This is a genomic window from Arenibacter flavimaris (assembly GCF_030291335.1).
Classification (GTDB): domain Bacteria; phylum Bacteroidota; class Bacteroidia; order Flavobacteriales; family Flavobacteriaceae; genus Arenibacter.
The window spans coordinates 99,110-118,094 of the sequence record NZ_JASWIM010000019.1; the positions used below are offsets into that span (position 1 = coordinate 99,110).

The window sequence follows — 18,985 nt, forward strand, 5'->3', positions numbered from 1 at the left end:
TTTTTTGAAAAATCGCCAATACAGTCTTGAAAATTTGGGGAATTTATAAAAAAAATAAGAGTTCTTGTCGTTAGTAGCTAAAAAACACAAGGCTGTAATATTTTTTAACCGTTTTTATTTAAAAAAACCACGGGTTGACACGTTTTTGGCTTCAACCTTAAAAATAAATTAAATGAATGTAATTGATGTAGCCATAATTGTTGCCTATATAGTGTTGACCCTCTTTGTAGGTATTTGGGTTTCAAAAAAAGCATCCAAGGGGCTCAAGTCGTACTTTTTAGGGGGGAACAACATAAAATGGTATTATTTGGGGCTTAGTAATGGTTCTGGTATGTTCGATGTTTCGGGTACTGCTTGGATGGTAGGGATACTATTTTTGTATGGAGTTAAGAGCTTCATGTTCATGTGGCTATGGCCAATTTGGAATCAAATTTTTGTGATGATGTTTTTAGCCGTCTGGATTCGGCGATCAAATATTATGACCGGATCGGAATGGATACTTACCCGCTTTGGAGACGATAGGGCAGGGAGGGCTTCCCACAGTATAGTCGCTGTATTTGCTATTGTTGCTGCTGTTGGATTTATTGCTTATTTTTTTGAAGGCGTGGGTAAATTTTTGACCATTATCCTGCCTTGGGATATGACCCTGCATATTGGGGAAATGGTTTTGTTGAACTCAGAACAGTCCTATGCCATGATCATCATATTTTTGACCACGATCTATACGGTAAAGGGAGGGATGTTCTCGGTGGTAGCTACCGAAGTACTGCAATATATCATTATGGTCGTTGCCGGAGTGCTGGTAGCGGGCTATGCCTTTTTTGCTTTCACGGATGTAGAGATCAATTCGGTAATAAGTGCCGAATGGAAAAATCTGTTCTTTGGTTGGGAATTGGGAACCCATTGGGACAAGGATTTTCAGGCATTTAATAATTTGATCGATTCCGAGGGGTATAAAATGTTTGGAGCCTTGATAGGAATGACGCTTTTTAAAGGTTTCTTTGCGAGTATAGCAGGCCCTACCCCTAGTTATGACCTTCAGCGCATATTGTCTACCAGAACAGTCAAAGATGCTGCCTATATGAGCGGGTTTACCAATTTGGTATTGTTCATCCCTAGGTATTTGCTCATATCCGGGATAGTGGTCATTGCTTTGGTGGTACTAAGCCCGGAAATGATCGCTAACCCTTCGCTTACAGGAGCTGAACTGGAGGTGCTACTTCCCAAAGTAATTAACTTTCACGTTCCGGTAGGGATAAAGGGATTGTTGTTGGCAGGGTTGCTTGCAGCGTTTATGTCTACTTTCTCCGCTTTTGTCAACGCTGGCCCTGCTTATTTGGTCAATGATATTTATAAAAAGTATTTTAGACCCGAAGCATCGCAAAAGCATTATATTAAAGTGAGTCATATAGCGTCGTTTTTAGTGGTGATTTTAGGTGTTGTTATGGGCTTTTTCGCGGATTCCATCAATTCCCTCACCCTTTGGATAACAAGTGCTCTTTTTGGAGGTTACGTAGCAGCAAATTTTTTAAAATGGATTTGGTGGCGATTTAATGGCTGGGGCTATTTTTGGGGTATGTTGTCCGGCTTGATTGTTGCTTCCCTGCAATTTGTACTGGATAACAACAAGGGCAATTTTGTGGAGGAAGGTTTATTGTATAATCTTTCCCATGTTCACGCCATTTATCTTTTTCCGATAATTTTTGGAGTTTCCATGTTAGGATCGTTTTTGGGAACCTATTTTAGCCCGGCTACCGATAAGGAAGTATTAAAGTCGTTCTATAAAAATGTGAAACCTTGGGGTTGGTGGAGTCCGATATATAAAGAACTGAAAGCGGAAGACCCTGCTTTTGAAAAGAATAATGAGTTTTGGCGGGATATGATGAACTGTATCATTGGTATTATTTGGCAGTCCAGTATGATCGTTCTTCCAATATATTTTATGATCAGGGATTACCCAAAGGCAATTATAGCCTTGGTTGTTTTTGGCATTACCTCTGCAATTCTAAAATTCACTTGGTTGGATAAGGTTAGAAAAATACCCAATTAGGATATAATTGATATGCCCCAGATTAAAGTCTGGGATAGTTTAAATTAGTAGGATAAAGTTTAATTTTAAATATAAGATAAAGTGAGTAACATTCCTTGGCAAGAAAGGCCTGCCCAAAGTACTGATGTAGTTTGGCGATATACGGAGAACCCAGTGGTGAAGAGGGATGCAATTCCTTCTTCCAACAGTATTTTTAATAGTGCGGTAGTGCCGTTCAAAGATGGCTTTGCCGGGGTCTTCCGCTGTGATAACAAGGCGGTGCAGATGAACATTTTTGCCGGATTCAGTAAAAATGGGATAGACTGGGATATTAACCATGATCCTATTCAGTTTCAGGCAGGTAATACCACTATGATCGAATCTGACTATAAATACGACCCTAGGGTGGTCTTTATTGAGGATAGGTATTGGATCACCTGGTGTAACGGATACAACGGACCAACCATTGGTATTGGGTATACCTTCGATTTCAAAGAATTTTTTCAATGTGAAAATGCCTTCTTGCCCTTTAATAGGAATGGCGTATTATTTCCAGAAAAAATTGATGGCAAATATGCAATGTTGAGTCGCCCAAGTGATAATGGACATACCCCTTTTGGCGACATATATATTAGTTATAGTCCGGATATGAAATATTGGGGGGAACATCGTTGTGTAATGAAGGTGACCCCTTTTGTGGATAGCGCATGGCAATGCACCAAGATTGGGGCAGGGCCAATTCCAATACTTACCGATGAGGGGTGGTTAACCTTTTACCATGGGGTAATTAATACCTGTAACGGATTTAGATATTCCATGGGAGCGGCTATTTTGGACAAGGAGCATCCAGATAAGGTACTGTATAGGACCAAACCTTATCTGTTATCCCCACAGACCAATTATGAATGTGTGGGCGATGTACCAAACGTGGTGTTTCCATGTGCCGCACTGTATTCAATTGAAGAGGATAAGGTAGCCATTTATTATGGAGCTGCGGATACGGTTACCGGCTTGGCCTTTGGGCGTATATCCGAAATTCTAAAGTTCACAAAGGAGAATAGTTTGTAATCCGTGGGGACCTACACGGCTTTTGCTTATTAAATAGAAATAATAAAAATCAAAATATGAAGACCACATTTTCCATTCAAACCAGAACTTGGTCATTGGCACTATTGTTTTTATGCGCTGGCTTTACCGCAATAAAGGGTCAAGAGCTTATACCAAGAAACTATGTTGCATTTAAGGCAAGTGAAACACTGACTATAGACGGGAAAGGGGAAGACGCTTCTTGGCAAAAAGCACCTTGGTCCCAAGATTATATCGATATCGAAGGAAAATTGATACCTGATTATAGGACCAGAATGAAAATGTTGTGGGACAATGAGTACCTATATGTTTTGGCAGAAATGGAGGAGCCCCATGTTTGGGCTACCTTAAAACAACGGGACACCGTTATTTTTTACAATAATGATTTTGAGATTTTTATCGACCCCGATGGGGATACCCACAATTATTACGAATATGAGATGAATGCCCATAATACATTGTGGGATTTGTTTCTAACCAAACCCTATAGGAATCATGGCAAAGTAATAGACAGTTGGGATATACAAGGGGTAAAATCAGCGGTAAGTATTGATGGTACACTGAATGATTCATCCGATTGGGACAAAGGATGGACCGTTGAAATAGCTATTCCATGGACGGTGATCACCGAAGCAAGCAATAGTAATAATGTGCCGGAAAACGATTTTTGGAGGATCAACTTTTCCAGGGTAAATTGGAAATTTGATTTAACGGACGGGAGGTATTCCAGGAAAAAGGACAATAATGGCAAGTTTATGCCCGAGTATAATTGGGTTTGGTCACCTCAAGGAGTTATCAATATGCATGAACCGGAGCACTGGGGGTATGTTTATTTTTCTTCAGAAGAAGTAGGAGGAAAGGATAGTTTTTCCATTCCAAAGGACGATTATATAAAATGGTATTTGTATTCGGTATACAGAGGGGTTCTACAAGAAAAAAAGAATGCCGAAAAACGGGTGTCAGCACCTACGATTATATTGGGCAAGTCTATAAAACCCAATTTGGACAAGCACCGATTTGGATATGATATTTGGGTTAAAAGCCCATTTACAGGAAAAATATTGACGATAAGCGAGGATGGTAAATTTCGAAGTGTCGATGAATAATAGTGATGCGTTCTAATAAATTTTTGGGTGGTCAAGGGAAATGAATAAAGGGAGTATAATGAAAAAGACAGTAATTCAAAGCTTTAGTGTAATTCTTTTGGTGGTCCTAATGGGTTGTAAAGAGGAAAGCAAAACCATATTTACGGAGGGTGATATAAATATCGTTCCCAAACCTTTGGAAATGACATTTAACCAAGGGGCTTTCCGCTTTAACAAGGAAACCAAATTGGTGGCGCCAAAGGATCATGAGGAGACTCTGGACGTATTGAAGGATAGATTTACCGCGGCTGCCGGATGGGACCTGGAGGTGGTACCCACAGCACCAAGTAGTAACTTTGTCCTGTTATCCACGGATTCGTCCTTGGCGGAGGAAGGCTATAGTCTAAAGGTCACCGATAATCAAGTGGTTATTAGGGCCAATGATCATAATGGTTTTTTGTATGGCTTGGAAACAGTTAGGCAATTACTTCCAGTCGCCATAGAAAATAAAAGCGTGGTCACCAATATTAATTGGGATATTCCCACTGTTGAAATTAAGGATAGTCCTCGTTTTAAATGGCGAGGGTTTATGTTGGATGTTTCCAGACACTTTTTTGAAAAGGAATATGTTCTGTCTACCATAGATCAATTGGCCTTATTAAAAATGAATACCCTGCACTTGCATTTGGTAGATGATCAGGGCTGGCGAATAGAAATAAAAAAGTACCCTAAATTAACGGAAGTAGGCGGGTTTAGGGTAGACCAGGAAGACAAGCCATGGAATGCAAGACCTACACCGGATTTGGGTACGGAGACCACTTATGGCGGATTTTATACGCAAGAGGATATTAAGGAAATTGTGGCTTATGCCAGTCGTAAGGGAATTACTGTGGTTCCGGAAATAGAAATGCCGGCCCATGTAATGAGCGCTATAGCGGCATATCCTGAATTATCATGTTTTCAAAATCCGATCATGGTACCCTCTGGAGGGGTATGGCCCATAACTGAAATATATTGCGCTGGGAAGGATTCGACTTTTGAATTTTTGGAGAACGTTTTACGGGAGGTGATGGAATTGTTTCCGTCCCCATACATCCATGTGGGTGGGGATGAGGCTACCAAGACCAATTGGAAGATATGCCCTGATTGCAAAAAAAGAGTAGCCGCGGAAGGCTTGGACAATGTTGAGGAACTTCAAAGCTATTTTATACAACGTATGGAACGTTTTTTAAGCAGTAAGGGAAGAACCTTATTGGGGTGGGATGAAATATTGGAAGGCGGTTTGGCTCCGGGCGCCACTGTTATGAGCTGGCGCGGGGTAAAAGGTGGCTTGGAAGCCTCCGAAGCTGGTCACGATGTAGTGATGACCCCTAACTCACATTGTTATTTTGATTATTACCAAGGGGACCAAGATGTTGAGCCTTTGGCTTGGGGAGGAAACCTGCCCCTTAGTAAGGTCTATCAATTTGACCCTGTGGTTGAAGGGATGAGCGAGCAGCAGGCCAAGCATGTCTTAGGAGGTCAGGCTAATTTATGGACGGAATATGTCCCGACCAATGAACAGGCGGAGTATATGACCTATCCGCGTTTGGCCGCTTTGGCAGAAGCTGTTTGGAGTAGTAAGGATAATAAGAATTGGAATGATTTTTCCAATAGGGTAGGTAGTCTATTCCAGAGATATGGAATCATGGGTGTCAATTATGCCAAAAGTGTCTACCAGGTTACAACAGAAACTACCGTCAATCCCGAAAGTGCCGTTATTTCCATAGCACTTATATCGGAATTTCCGGGTTCGGAGATCCGTTATACCCTTGATGGTAGTAACATTACCACAACATCGGAAAAATACACCGATCCTATAGAAATCACAAAGACAACAACCCTCAAGGCACAAGTTTTTAAGGAAGATAGACCTGCCGGTGCCTTGTTTGAAAAAACAATTACCTATCATAAAGCTGTGGGTAAACCTGTAACCTATTTAAATAAATATCACGATAGTTACCAGGGAGCCAAAGAATTGGGGATGGTAAATGTAGTTCGTGGGTCCAAGAATTTTCACGACGGACAATGGCAGGGATGGTTAGGTGATGATATGGAGTTGGTGATTGATATGGAGTCCCCTACGGAAATGGAACAAGTAACGGTGGGAGCCTTGGAAAACCAAGGTTCCGGAATCTACTTTCCTATCCAGGTCGAGATTTTTCTTTCGGATGATGGCAAATCATACAGAAGTGCAGGAATTGTAAAAAGGGAATATACGGCAAACAATGGTTCGGAATTAAAAGATTTTATAATTGGACTAGGGAAACAAACCGCTAGATATATTAAAGTTAAGGCAACAAATTTAGGATCTCCGCCATCAGGAGGTGGCTCATGGATGTTTATTGATGAGGTGGTAGTGGAATAGTTTGGGGACTTGGGAAAACACACCCATAACCCCCACCAAAATTCAGGTGAGGCTTTCTTGATAGGGATTGTATGTGTAAATTTAAGATGGCACATATTCAGAACAAACATATATAGCAAAACATAAGGATGGGTTTACAGAATAAATTAGTATTGATATTGGTAGTTTGTGCTCTTGGAGCCTACGCCCAAAAGCAACCGGTAGACTATGTGAACCCTTTTATAGGGACTTCAAATTTTGGGACTACCAATCCCGGGCCTATAGCGGTAAGAGGTATGGTGAGTGTATCTCCCTTTAATGTGGCTGGACCTAAAAATTTGCCCTTGGAAAAAGACAGTCGATGGCTGTCTACCCCTTACGTGCAGGAGAATACCTTCTTAACAGGATTCAGCCATGTTAATTTAAGTGGGGTGGGCTGTCCGGAATTAGGGGTAATATTGGCCATGCCCACTACAGGGGGGCTTGAAGTTGATTATCTAAAATACGGAAGTTCCTATTCCAATGAGGTTTCCAAAGTAGGATACTATTCCAATACGTTGGATGATTATAATATAAAAGTGGAGGCAACCGCAACTACTAGGGTAGGGGTGAGCAAATATTTCTTTCCGAAAGGGGATGCCAATATTTTAATAAATCTTGGTTTGGGACTTACCAATGAACAAGGCGCCGCTGTTAGGGTAGTTTCACCCACAGAAATTGAAGGAGTTCGTTCTGTTGGTTCATTTTGTTATTACAAACCAGAAGAAGCATACCCCGTTTATTTTGTGGCAAAGTTTTCCAAGCCTGCGACCGAGTATGGGGTTTGGAAGAAACCAACTACTTATACAGGTACCGAAGCCGAATGGATGGGCTATAATGGAAAAACTAGGATAATGCCAGGGTATACCATGGAAGTTATAGGCGATAGTATAGGGAGTTATATGCGATATAATTTTAAAGAGCCCACGGTAGTGGAAATGAAAGTTGGAATCTCTTATGTCAGTATGGAAAACGCCCGGGAAAACTTGGAAAAGGAAACATCAACGCGAAGTTTTGACCAAATCTTGACAGAGTCCAAGGAGAATTGGAACAGATATTTGTCCAAGATTGAGGTAGAAGGGGGTGCTGAAGGGGATAAGGTTAAGTTTTATACCGCTTTATATCACACTTTGATCCATCCCAGTACCCTGAATGATTATAATGGCGATTATCCCAAAATGGGAACTAGGGAAATTTTAAGGACCCAGGATACCCGATATACCGTATTTTCCCTATGGGATACCTATAGGAATTTGCATCAGCTTATGAGTTTGGTTTATCCAAGACAACAATCCGATATGGTGAAGAGTATGTTGCAGATCTATGATGAGAGCGGGTGGCTGCCAAAATGGGAGTTGAACGCCACGGAAACGACTACTATGGTAGGGGATCCGGCCGGAATTGTCATCGCCGATACCTATTTGAAGGGTATAAAGGATTTTGATGTGGAAAAGGCCTATGCAGCTATGGTCAAAAGTGCAGATCAGATTGAAGATAATCCCCTTCGCCCTGGACTAAAAGATTATTTGAAAAAAGGATACCTCACCACCAAAACCACCAATAGTGGATCTGTATCAACCACCCAGGAATATAATATTTCGGACTATGCCATAGCCCAATTGGCCAAAATCTTGGGTAAAAAAGAGGACTATAAACGTTTTTCCAAAAGGTCTATCTCATACAGGAACCTTTTCGATAGGGAATTTAATTTACTGAGACCTAGAAATGATGACGGATCCTGGTTAAGTCCCTATAATCCGGAAGCCGGAGCCAACTTTGTGAAAAATCCGGGATTTATTGAAGGCAATGCATGGCAGTATTCATTTATGGTCACCCATGATGCCAAGGGCCTTATGAAACTTATGGGTGGGCCAAAACATTATGTAAATAAATTGCAGGATGTCTTTGATAAGGGGCATTATGATATGGCCAATGAGCCGGATATTGCCTATCCCTATTTATTCAATTATGTGAAGGGAGAGGAAAGACGGACCCAGCAAATAGTTTCGGATTTGCTAGATCAATATTATAGGGATGCGCCGGACGGACTCCCGGGGAATGACGATACGGGTACCATGTCCGCTTGGGCCGTGTTTTCAATGATGGGTATTTATCCCATAAGTCCTTCAAATCCAATTTACACTATAGCAACGCCACGGTTTAATAAGATAACCATACATTTGGATAGTGATTATTATCAGCAGGAAAAAATTACTATAATTTCAAACTTTTCAGAGCAGAACCGGTTTATTGAAAAGATAAGGATAGACGGAAAACCCCATATGGGGTATTTCATAGGACATGATGAATTGGTAAATGGCAAAACATTGGAGCTGAAATTGTACAAATAGGTTAAAATGACATTGAGAATGAATATTTTAAAGGCACATTTAAAAACCCTAAGTCTCTTATTAATAGTATCGATCCTATCGTCCTGCAATATGGATGGAATTGAATTGGTTCATGCGGGCCAGTCAGATTATGAAATTGTAATTATGGGTAGGGCCTCGGAAAGTAATCAGGAATCTGCCGAAATATTGCAGCGATATTTATATAAAATTAGTGGTGCAAAATTGGAAATAGTCGATAAAGCTTCCCAAAGTACTGAAAAGCATAAAATTTATCTGGGTATTGATAATGAAAGGAATTTGGAGGAGCAAGGGACATCCATAAGGACCATGGAAAAAAACCTTTGGGTAGGAGGAGGTTCGGATAGGTCTACAAAATATGCTGTGTACGAATTCTTGGAGCGTTATCTTGGTTGTAGGTGGTATGCACCCAAGGTGGAGAAAATACCCACTTCCAAAAATATAGATCTTCCCGCATTGAATTATACGTATACCGCTGATATTACTACCAGAACGGTCCATTCAAGATTGTTTTATGACAATCCGGAATATGCGGAACAACAAAAGGTAACGGATGAATCCTTTCCCACTTATGTCCCTAGTGCCAGGGTACATACGTTCCACAAGTTTTTGCCCGAGGAAAAATTCTACAAACCCAATCCGGAATATTATGCGCTGCGGGGCGACCAAAGGTTGCCTACCCAATTGTGTTTGACCAATCCTGATGTGTTGGCTATTGTAAAGGACTCTGTAGCTTCCTTGTTTCAGCAATTTCCCAAGGCAGGGGTAATATCCGTTAGCCAGGATGATAATCAACAATATTGCCAGTGCGACGATTGTAGTAAAATCAATGAAGAAGAAGGCAGTCCATCGGGCACCATGATTCGATTTGTAAATGAGGTTGCAGCTACTTTTCCGGATAAAATGATTTCCACATTGGCCTATCAATATACTAGAAAGCCATGCAAAACAAAACCTCTGGAAAATGTATTGATAACACTTTGCTCTATTGAGTGCGATAGAAGTGCGCCCATTGCAGAGAAGTGTACCGATTTTGCAAACGATTTAATAGGATGGGGTAAACTAACGAACAATATTAGAATTTGGGATTATACAACACAGTTTACCAATTTTTTTGCCCCATTTCCCAATATCCATACACTGCAGCCCAATATTCAATTGTTTCGGGACAACAATGCAAAATGGGTTTTTGAACAACACAGTAACAATCCTAGCGAACTATTTGAACTAAGATCCTATATAACGGCAAAACTGCTTTGGAATCCCGATCTAAATTTTGATGCCCTCTTGACGGATTTTGCCACTGGTTATTATGAAGAAGCCGGGGTGCATATAAAAAAATATATTGATGTAATCCATACCAAGTTAAAGGAAGACAAGGATTTCTTTCTATTTCTCTACGGAGATCCATCGGAGGCAATTTCATCTTATTTAAGTCCAGGGTTGCTATCCGAATACTCCCAATTATTTGACGCTGCAGAAAAGGCGGTGGCAGGAAAACCCGAAATTTTGGCCCGGGTAAAAGTGGCACGTTTGGGGGTGGATTTTGCCGAATTGGAGGCCAGTAGGAAGAATATTACCGACAATTATCGGCTTTTGATCCCCAATGAGGAAGGTAAAAAGATAATAAATCCGCTGGTGACCACACTACTGGATAATTTTAAGGCCACCACGGCCAAGAACAATATTACCTTAATGAATGAAATGGGTTTTACCGTAACGGAGTATCTGGCAAATTATATGTCGGCACTGGAAGTAATAAGGATGCCCAATGTTGCCATGGGCAAAAAAGTGGTTACCATAACAAAACCAAAAAAATACGCTAAGGAAGACCCTATGGCACTTACCGATGGGGCTCTGGGGGGAAGCAGTTTTTATGCCAACTGGTTGGGGTACGAAGGAAATGATATGGAGGTGGTTGTGGATTTAGGGGAGCCTATGAACATAAGTACCATTTCTTTGGCCTTTTTGCAGGTTACCAATCATATAGTTTTTTTTCCTGGGAAGGTTACCTATTCAGGCTCCCTGGATAATCGGCATTTTGCAAGTTTTGGGACTATTAACAATCCTTTTCCCTTAACCAAGGACAGCAAGGTCAACGATATTCAATTTTTTAAATTGGATTTTGAAAAAAGGAATGCTCGATATATCAAGGTTAGGGCTACAAACACAAAAACACCTTATTGGCACCATGCTGCTGGACTGCCTTCTTGGCTATTTGCCGATGAAATAATAATTAATTAAATCCGGAATAAATGAATACAAAAATTAGATTTAAAAATCTTATGACGGCGATAATCTTGGCCTTCATTTCCCAAGCAATGGATGCACAGGCCATCTATGAGGACGAGCGATATGTGCCCGAGACCGATCCCTTGGTGCTTGAGAAATTGGAACAATGGCAGGATATGAAATTTGGCCTTCTGATGCATTGGGGAACTTATAGTCAGTGGGGTATAGTGGAATCATGGTCGCTTTGTCCCGAGGAATATGGTTGGTGCGAACGGACCAAAGGTTCTAATCCCAGTGATTATAATACGTATAAAAGGGAATATGAGGATTTGCAAAAAACTTTCAATCCTGTGAAGTTTGACCCTGATAAATGGGCCAAGGCAGCAAAGGATGCGGGAATGAAGTACGTGGTATTCACTACCAAGCACCACGATGGCTTTTCCATGTTCGATTCCAAATACACAGATTACAAAATAACGGATCCAAAAACCCCATTTTCAACCAACCCTAAAGCCAATATCACCAAGGAAATTTTTAATTCCTTTAGAGGGCAGGGGTTATGGGCCGGAGCCTATTTTTCCAAACCGGATTGGAATACCCCAACCTATTGGGATCCTTATTACCCTCCTCGGGATAGGAATGTTAATTATGAACCAGAGGCCAATCCTGAGAAATGGCAGGCATACATAGACTTTACCCATAATCAGATATTGGAATTGTTAACAGACTACGGCAAGGTGGATATCTTGTGGTTGGATGGCGGCTGGGTGGCCAAAACACCTAAATCCGAAATTACCAGTTGGTACGAGCAGCAGCTAGTTAATAATGACAACGGATATTTAAAGAACCGTATCGTTAACCAAGATATAAAAATGGATGAATTAGTGGTCAAAGCCAGGGAAAAACAGCCGGGATTAATAGTGGTGGACCGGGCCGTTCACGGTAAGAATCAAAATTATTTGACCCCGGAAAATAGGGTGCCGGAAAAGCCGCTTCCCTATCCTTGGGAATCCTGTATCATAGCTGGCGGTGGTTGGTCCTATTCTTTTGATGCCAAATACATGTCCGGACGTGAGGCCATACATACTTTGGTGGATATAGTGGCCAAAGGAGGTAATTTGTTGTTGAATGTTGCTCCCAGCCCAGAAGGGGAGTGGGATGAAGGGGCTTACAAATTGCTGAGTGAAATTGGCGATTGGATGTCGGTGAACAAGGAGGCCATTTATGGTACCCGATCCATGGCTCCCTTTAAATTTGACAACGTTTGTGTTACCGCCAAGCCTGATGGAGCGATCTATCTTACGTATCTAGTGGAAAAGGGACAGACATCTTTACCTTCCGAAATAGTGTTTCCAAATTATGTTGCGTCAAGAGGTGCCAAGGCACAGCTCCTGGGGGGTAAACAGAAATTGAAATGGACCCAAAAAAACGAGGGCATGGCTATTCAGCTTCCAAAGGATTTGGGCGCTAAATTGTTGGACACCGAAGCATTTGTTATCAAAATTAAATAAGAGATCGTAATAGGTCGGGAGTTTATTGGATTGTAATGGAATAAGGGTCCAATAAGAGAACAGGCCAACGTTGAATGGAAGTTGTTTCCGGTGGTAATTGACCTATTTTATCATAAACTATTTTAACACCCTGATGGTAATCGTAACTATCAGGGTGTTTTTTTTGTAATAAAGATCAAAATAGTGTTGTTTAAGAATACTAAAACGTTTTCGAAAATACGTCATTAGGCTTTTGGCAGTTGTCATTAGTCGAATTAATTTCCTTACCTACCCAAGAATACGAAAATTTATGAATTAATTAACATTGGGGTAACTCCCTAAATTAACTTCTAACTAACTAAAAATTATTAGTATGATTAAAAAAATTCATTACTATTTATTACTGGCCTCGTTTCTCCTTGTACAGGGGATGATGGCGCAGAACAAAACGGTCACCGGTACAGTGTCCGATGATTTGGGTACCCCTCTACCAGGTGTAAACGTTGTGGAGAAAGGGACTACTAATGGTACTTCAACAGATTTTGATGGTAACTATTCACTTAATGTAGGTGATAATGCTACATTGGTTTTTTCTTCCTTAGGATATACCAAAAAAGAAATAGCTGTAGGTGTTCAAACTTCGATTAAAGTTGTACTTGAAGAAGATGCGGAGCAATTGGGAGAGGTTGTTGTAACAGCTTTGGGAATTAAAAAGGATGCCAAGGCTCTTGGTTATTCTGTAGCCCAAGTTGATTCGGAGCGTATTATGGCTAGTGGTACTCCAGTTAATGCCTTGCAGTCATTATATGGAGCAGCTTCTGGGGTTAGCGTGGCCTCAACGGCTGTTGGACCTTCTGGAGGAATGAAAATCAATATTCGAAATGCTGTTTCATTTGATTCGAACTCAACAACCAGACCTTTAATTGTGGTTGACGGGATTCCTATTCATGATGAGAATACCAATATAAGTTATAATGAGCGAAGCGGAAGGGATAACGGAACAGGGATTAATGACATAAATCCAGATGATATTGCATCATTTCAAATTCTGAAAGGGGCAAAAGCCTCTGTTTTATACGGAAGTGAAGGGGCCAATGGGGTTATATTGATAACTACCAAAAGTGGCGCCAAAAGTCGAGGACTTGGAGTTTCGGCTTCTTTTACCACTTCAATGGATAAAAGCGCATTTATGCCAAAACTACAAACTAAGTACGGTACAGGTAGAAGCGCAAGTAATAGTCAAACAGATGCAGAGGGTTATTATCTAGATGAAAATAACCAAAGAGCATTGGACGTATCGGGAGCTGCTTTTGGTCCAAAATTTGATCCCAACGTTATGTTGAACTGGTGGGATGGGTCCCAGAGACCATGGGTAGCAAATAAGCAATCCGTTTACGACCAATTGTTCAAAACGGGTATACAGCAAACTTCCAATGTTGCCGTAAGTTCTGGGAACGATAATGGGTCTGTACGATTTTCGTACACCAATATGAATGTGAAACCAATTATTCCAAATGCAGAGTATAAAAAGAACACTTTCAGTATAAGTGCATCCTACGATTTGAACGATTTCATAACTTTGAAGTATGTAGGGAATTATTATACTACAACAAATCTTAATTCTGCATACGCGGGGTCCTTTGATGCTCAAGGAGCCAGATCTAGTTTAGGAGCTTATTCAGGAGATATTGACGTTGATTTGTTGAAAAGTTATATGGTTACCGAAAACGGATATAATTATTTTGCAAATCCAGATTTAAGAAGCAATTTTATTTCAGGGGGTAGGTCTTCTGTAGTTGGTACTTTATGGGATTGGACTCAGAATGAATCAATCTTTGATAGAGTTCACAATATACAGTCGCTTACCTTGGACCTAACTTTTAATGATTATTTAAGCGCTACCGTTTTGGGAGGTTTGGATAATACCAATGAGCGTAGTGTTTATAAAGGTAAGCTACAGGATCCGAGTTTGATAGGGCCTAACAGTGGTTCGGTTTTTACAGATGAAAGTAGGGATATTCGTAAAACTTACGGACAGGCTACTTTAAATTTCGATACAGATGTTAAAGATTTTGGGCTTTCAGGTTTTGTTGGTGGTGCTATAAGAAATAATTATTTAGAGTCTAAAGGCGCCTCAGTGATAGGAGGTATGGTTATTCCTAATTACTTTTCGTTCTCCAACCTTCCTTCAGGTGTTCAACCTCAATATACATTCGATAATGGGGAAGACATATTGTATAGTGTACTTGGCTCTTTCCAAGTAGATTGGGATGATCAGCTATATGTTGAAGTTCAAGGACGTCAAGACTGGTCTTCAATTTTGCCACCAGAGAATAACAGTTATTTTTACCCTGGAGCCAGTGCAACTTGGATAGCTTCCAATTCTTTCGATTTACCAGAAGTGTTTAAATTTTTAAAATTAAGAACTTCTTGGGCCGATGTTGGACGTCCAGGACCACGTTATTTCAGTAATGTTAATTTGGGAATTTCCGCATCTGGTGGTGGTTTTATTCTTTCTCCACCTAGTGACCTTCCTCCAATTGATGAAAATTTTGTTCCAAACTTGAAGCCGGAGCGTAAGCGCGAATATGAGGTTGGACTTGAAGCCTATCTTTTTGAAAACAATAGATTGGGTGTTGATTTTTCATTATACCATTCAAATACTTATGATCAAATTATGAAAGTTACGGCTCCTCCGGGACTTGGTGTAAATAATATCAGGTTAAATGCAGGAGATGTAGCTAACACTGGATGGGAATTGGCTCTTAAAACAAAGCCTATCTTAAGTAATGATTTTCAATGGAATTTGGATATGACCTTTGCATCAAGTAAAACAAAGGTTGAGAGACTTGATGGGGATCTAACTTCTTTATCCCTTTGGAGTACAAATGGATTGAACGCCGTAGCCGAAGTTGGGGGTGAGTATGGGGTGATTTATCAACAAAGTGGATGGCAGAATTACATCAATCCTTCAGATGACAATGACCCTAATAATGGTAAACGAATTGTAGATAGTAATGGACAACGTTATAGTTATTCCACGAAGAGCAATAGAAAAGTAGGTAAATTGCTACCTGACGTAACAGGAGGGGTATTTAGTGGTTTCAACTATAAAAACTTTAGCCTTATAGTAAATATGGATTATTCATTTGGGGCTACTTTTATCCATGAAGGCGAAACTTATATGATGGCTTCGGGAGTATTGAATGAGTCCTTGAGCTATAGAGATGCGCAGAGTGGAGGAATAGCCTACCATTTAGATGGTAGTGGTCAGAAAGTGATTGGGGCGAATACTAGCGGTGGACCCACATTTAATGATGGTGTGTTATTACCGGGTGTAAATGCAAGTGGAGTAGCAAATTCTCAGGTTGTTTCGGCTGAGGAATATTATTACGCTTCCTATTTTTCTAACGGGTTTTTTCCAGAAGATCGCTTATTTAAAAGTGATTATATAGCCTTACGTAATGTTTCTTTGGGTTATAGACTACCAGATCTATCCGAAAAAATTGGATTGAGGGATATTGAACTTTCTGTATTTGCAAATAATCTTGCGTATCTTTATAAAGCTGCTCCAAATACGATTCCAGAGTCGTCAAACGGTACAGGTTGGTCCGATGGAGCTTCAGGTACAACTGCACTTCCGGCACAGCGTTCGATTGGATTGTCTGTTAAGGCTAAACTATAATTAATAAATAAAAATTATGAAAAATATTATTTTAAAATCAATCTTAGCAATCTTGCTTTTGGCGAATTCCGTTGGATGTCAGGATAATTTGGAGGATTTATATCAAGATCCTGATGGGTTTTCGAAACAACAAGCTGATAATGCAGGTATAAGTATTATAGCTGGTTATTTTACATCCCAACTTACTCGTGGATTTTTCTTACGAGGAGATTATGGCTCCGCTTATCATCAATTGCGAAGTGGATCTAGAATTATGGGAACTGGAGTTCAACTTTATTATACTGTGAGTGATTACGGTCTTTCTTATACTCTTCAAAATGTTGAAAATGATTGGGGTTCTAATTCTTTCAATAGGGGGGTGTTTAATAATGTTAATAGTGCTTGGATAAAACAAGTGCTATGGGCTCAAAAGGAATTTAATAAAATACCCGAAGAAGACCGTACGAACCTAGATGTGCTTTACATGAGATTGTTACATGTGATGAAAGCATACGGTTATCAACGTGCTACAGACTTATATGATGAAATCCCATTTTTTCAAACGGGTTCTGCAGGAGCACTTGATGGGGAAAAAGCCCAATATTTAGGGCAAAAGGATATATATCCTATTATTATTGAGGAATTGAAGGAAATTGAAGCTTATTTGGCGAATGTAGATTTAGGTTCTGCTGAATTGACATCTTTTCAACAACAAGATGTTATTTTTAACGGAGATATTATGCAGTGGCGTAAGTATATTAACTCTCTTCGTTTAAGATGGGCCATGAATATTAGTGAGATGGAACCAGGGATTACATCTACTGTACTTGCAGAGTTGAACGGAAAGCCACTTTTTGATCAATATACTGATGTAGCTGGTTTAGCTGATATTGCTATTGTTGAGCCTTACCGTTTGCAGGTAGAGCTTGGTATTACTAGGGCTTTTAGGGAAAGGGCGGATGAGTGTCGTGCTCCTAAACATTTCCTACAGGATGTAATGCATTGTACTCCTACTGAAAGTAGCGTAGTTGTAAACGGTGAAACTCTTTATTATTTCGATGGGGACAATTCTGAAGAAGGATTGTTAAACGGTACGGTTGATCCTAGAATAGCTTATATATATTCAAAAGATATACTTGGGCGCTATGTTGGAGCTGAAACTAGCTGGGATGATGGTTCGGACCCCAATAGTTATTTCAGCAAAGCTATGAGGGCTTATTATATTAATCATCCAATAATGACCGATATAGGAGTAACTGAGATATCTTTTGGTACTCCTGGCAATGAACAGAAGATAACCTTGAACGAAGAGGCTGCCGCTGACTTGTCCAAAAGGGAAGCCTTTCTCCTGAAAGCATTTCGTGAGCATTGTAGTCAATACAGTGATATAGGCTGGACAATTGGTACGGACAATAATATGATATCCGAATACAATGTTCGACCACAGTACAATTTTGATGTAAGATATCCTACGCTTCATGCGGTTGAGACCGAGCTCTCTTTAGCTGAAGCTGCCGTTAGGGGATTTGGTACCGTCAACGGATCGGCAGAGGATCATTATAGAAAAGCAATTGAACTATCTTGTCAATATTGGTACAATTTGAATACCAATAATAAGTATTCTAAGCAAACAACTCCATCTTTCCCAAGTAATATGGATCAGACTAGAATTGATAGGGATAGACCAGCCATGGAGATCGACCCTGGCGCCTATGCTAATTATGAGACACAGCGCTTTTCTGGATTGTCTAGTGAGGATAAGGTAGAGGCCATTTTTAATCAGTTACAGTTGCACTACAACATGTTCAATTTTGAGACTCCTTATGCGGCTGCACGTCGCTTGGTAAAATACCTTGGAGATAACCCAGGTTCTCCTTATGAAGTGTTTCAGTGGAAAGAACGTTTTCTTTATGACCCAAGCATTCAGGCGACCGATCCAGAAAACTGGAGTAGAATCAGTCAACATGATGATTACAATCTACCACTTTGGTTTACAGGTCGTCAAAACAAATGGAAAAATGTTTTGGAATAAACTATTAACTATATAATATAAATAAATGAAAAAGATACTTTTTTTAATAATGTCATTGGCCTTATTTGTTTCATGTAATAAAAATAATGAAGCATCGATTATTGGGTCAGCAAGTGCGGATAGTGGTGAGATTTTATCAGGAATAACAGTTAAGTTATATTCTGAAAGTACGGAATTGCTATTTGATACAACTACGGATGGTGATGGGAATTTCTCTTTTACCGGTCTCGATGAGGGTAATTATTATATTGGAGCGACAATTACCGTTGGTGATGTTGTTTGGGATACAGGTAATACTCCTCAAATTATTTATGTCAGTGGAGAAATTGTCAAAGAGGTTGCTTTAACACTTAATGCCAAATAAACATTAAGAAAAATTAAAAAAACCTGTTAATTTAACAGTTCTGAGGAAAGGCCAAGAATTTATTTAATAAATAGATTCTTGGCTCTTTTTTTTAGGCACTTTCAGGAGTTAGCTTAATTTTGTAGAACACATAGAATATTAACTGCCCTTAGATTTTATTTAGGGTCATTTTTTTATGCCCGATCATGATTTTTGGACAGGAGGTATGC

General features: G+C 40.0%; 10 protein-coding genes. All 10 read left to right on the forward strand.

Annotation, left to right across the window (positions count from 1 at the left end; translation table 11 throughout):
* The first annotated feature begins 172 nt into the window (after positions 1–172).
* The 10 genes from QSE00_RS14900 to QSE00_RS14945 all read left to right on the forward strand — a co-directional run bounded on the left by QSE00_RS14900 (position 173) and on the right by QSE00_RS14945 (position 18,776).
* Positions 173–2,050, forward strand: a complete 1,878-nt coding sequence (locus QSE00_RS14900; protein ID WP_286106554.1) for a sodium:solute symporter family protein — start codon at positions 173–175, stop codon at positions 2,048–2,050.
* Between the two features lie 81 nt (positions 2,051–2,131).
* Positions 2,132–3,097: a glycoside hydrolase family 130 protein gene (locus QSE00_RS14905; protein ID WP_110356397.1), complete on the forward strand. Its 966-nt coding sequence runs from the start codon at positions 2,132–2,134 to the stop codon at positions 3,095–3,097.
* Positions 3,098–3,153: 56 nt separating this feature from the next.
* A complete protein-coding gene (locus QSE00_RS14910) occupies positions 3,154–4,221 on the forward strand; it encodes a carbohydrate-binding family 9-like protein (RefSeq protein ID WP_286106555.1) in 1,068 nt (355 codons plus the stop codon).
* 58 nt (positions 4,222–4,279) lie between these two features.
* Positions 4,280–6,607 (forward strand): glycoside hydrolase family 20 protein, encoded by a 2,328-nt coding sequence (locus QSE00_RS14915; RefSeq protein ID WP_286106556.1) that lies wholly within the window; start codon positions 4,280–4,282, stop codon positions 6,605–6,607.
* A gap of 128 nt (positions 6,608–6,735) precedes the next feature.
* Positions 6,736–8,976: a GH92 family glycosyl hydrolase gene (locus QSE00_RS14920; protein WP_286106557.1), complete on the forward strand. Its 2,241-nt coding sequence runs from the start codon at positions 6,736–6,738 to the stop codon at positions 8,974–8,976.
* Positions 8,977–8,994: 18 nt separating this feature from the next.
* Positions 8,995–11,238 carry a DUF4838 domain-containing protein gene (locus QSE00_RS14925; RefSeq protein ID WP_286106558.1) on the forward strand — a complete coding sequence of 748 codons (2,244 nt, stop codon included), beginning with the start codon at positions 8,995–8,997 and terminating at the stop codon, positions 11,236–11,238.
* An 11-nt stretch (positions 11,239–11,249) separates the two neighbouring features.
* Positions 11,250–12,737, forward strand: a complete 1,488-nt coding sequence (locus tag QSE00_RS14930; protein ID WP_220020894.1) for an alpha-L-fucosidase — start codon at positions 11,250–11,252, stop codon at positions 12,735–12,737.
* Between the two features lie 352 nt (positions 12,738–13,089).
* Positions 13,090–16,401: a SusC/RagA family TonB-linked outer membrane protein gene (locus QSE00_RS14935; protein WP_110356401.1), complete on the forward strand. Its 3,312-nt coding sequence runs from the start codon at positions 13,090–13,092 to the stop codon at positions 16,399–16,401.
* A gap of 58 nt (positions 16,402–16,459) precedes the next feature.
* A complete protein-coding gene (locus QSE00_RS14940) occupies positions 16,460–18,412 on the forward strand; it encodes a SusD/RagB family nutrient-binding outer membrane lipoprotein (RefSeq protein WP_286106559.1) in 1,953 nt (650 codons plus the stop codon).
* Between the two features lie 25 nt (positions 18,413–18,437).
* Complete coding sequence (locus QSE00_RS14945; protein WP_286106560.1) at positions 18,438–18,776, forward strand: SdrD B-like domain-containing protein; 339 nt, start codon at positions 18,438–18,440, stop codon at positions 18,774–18,776.
* The last annotated feature ends 209 nt before the right edge of the window (positions 18,777–18,985 follow it).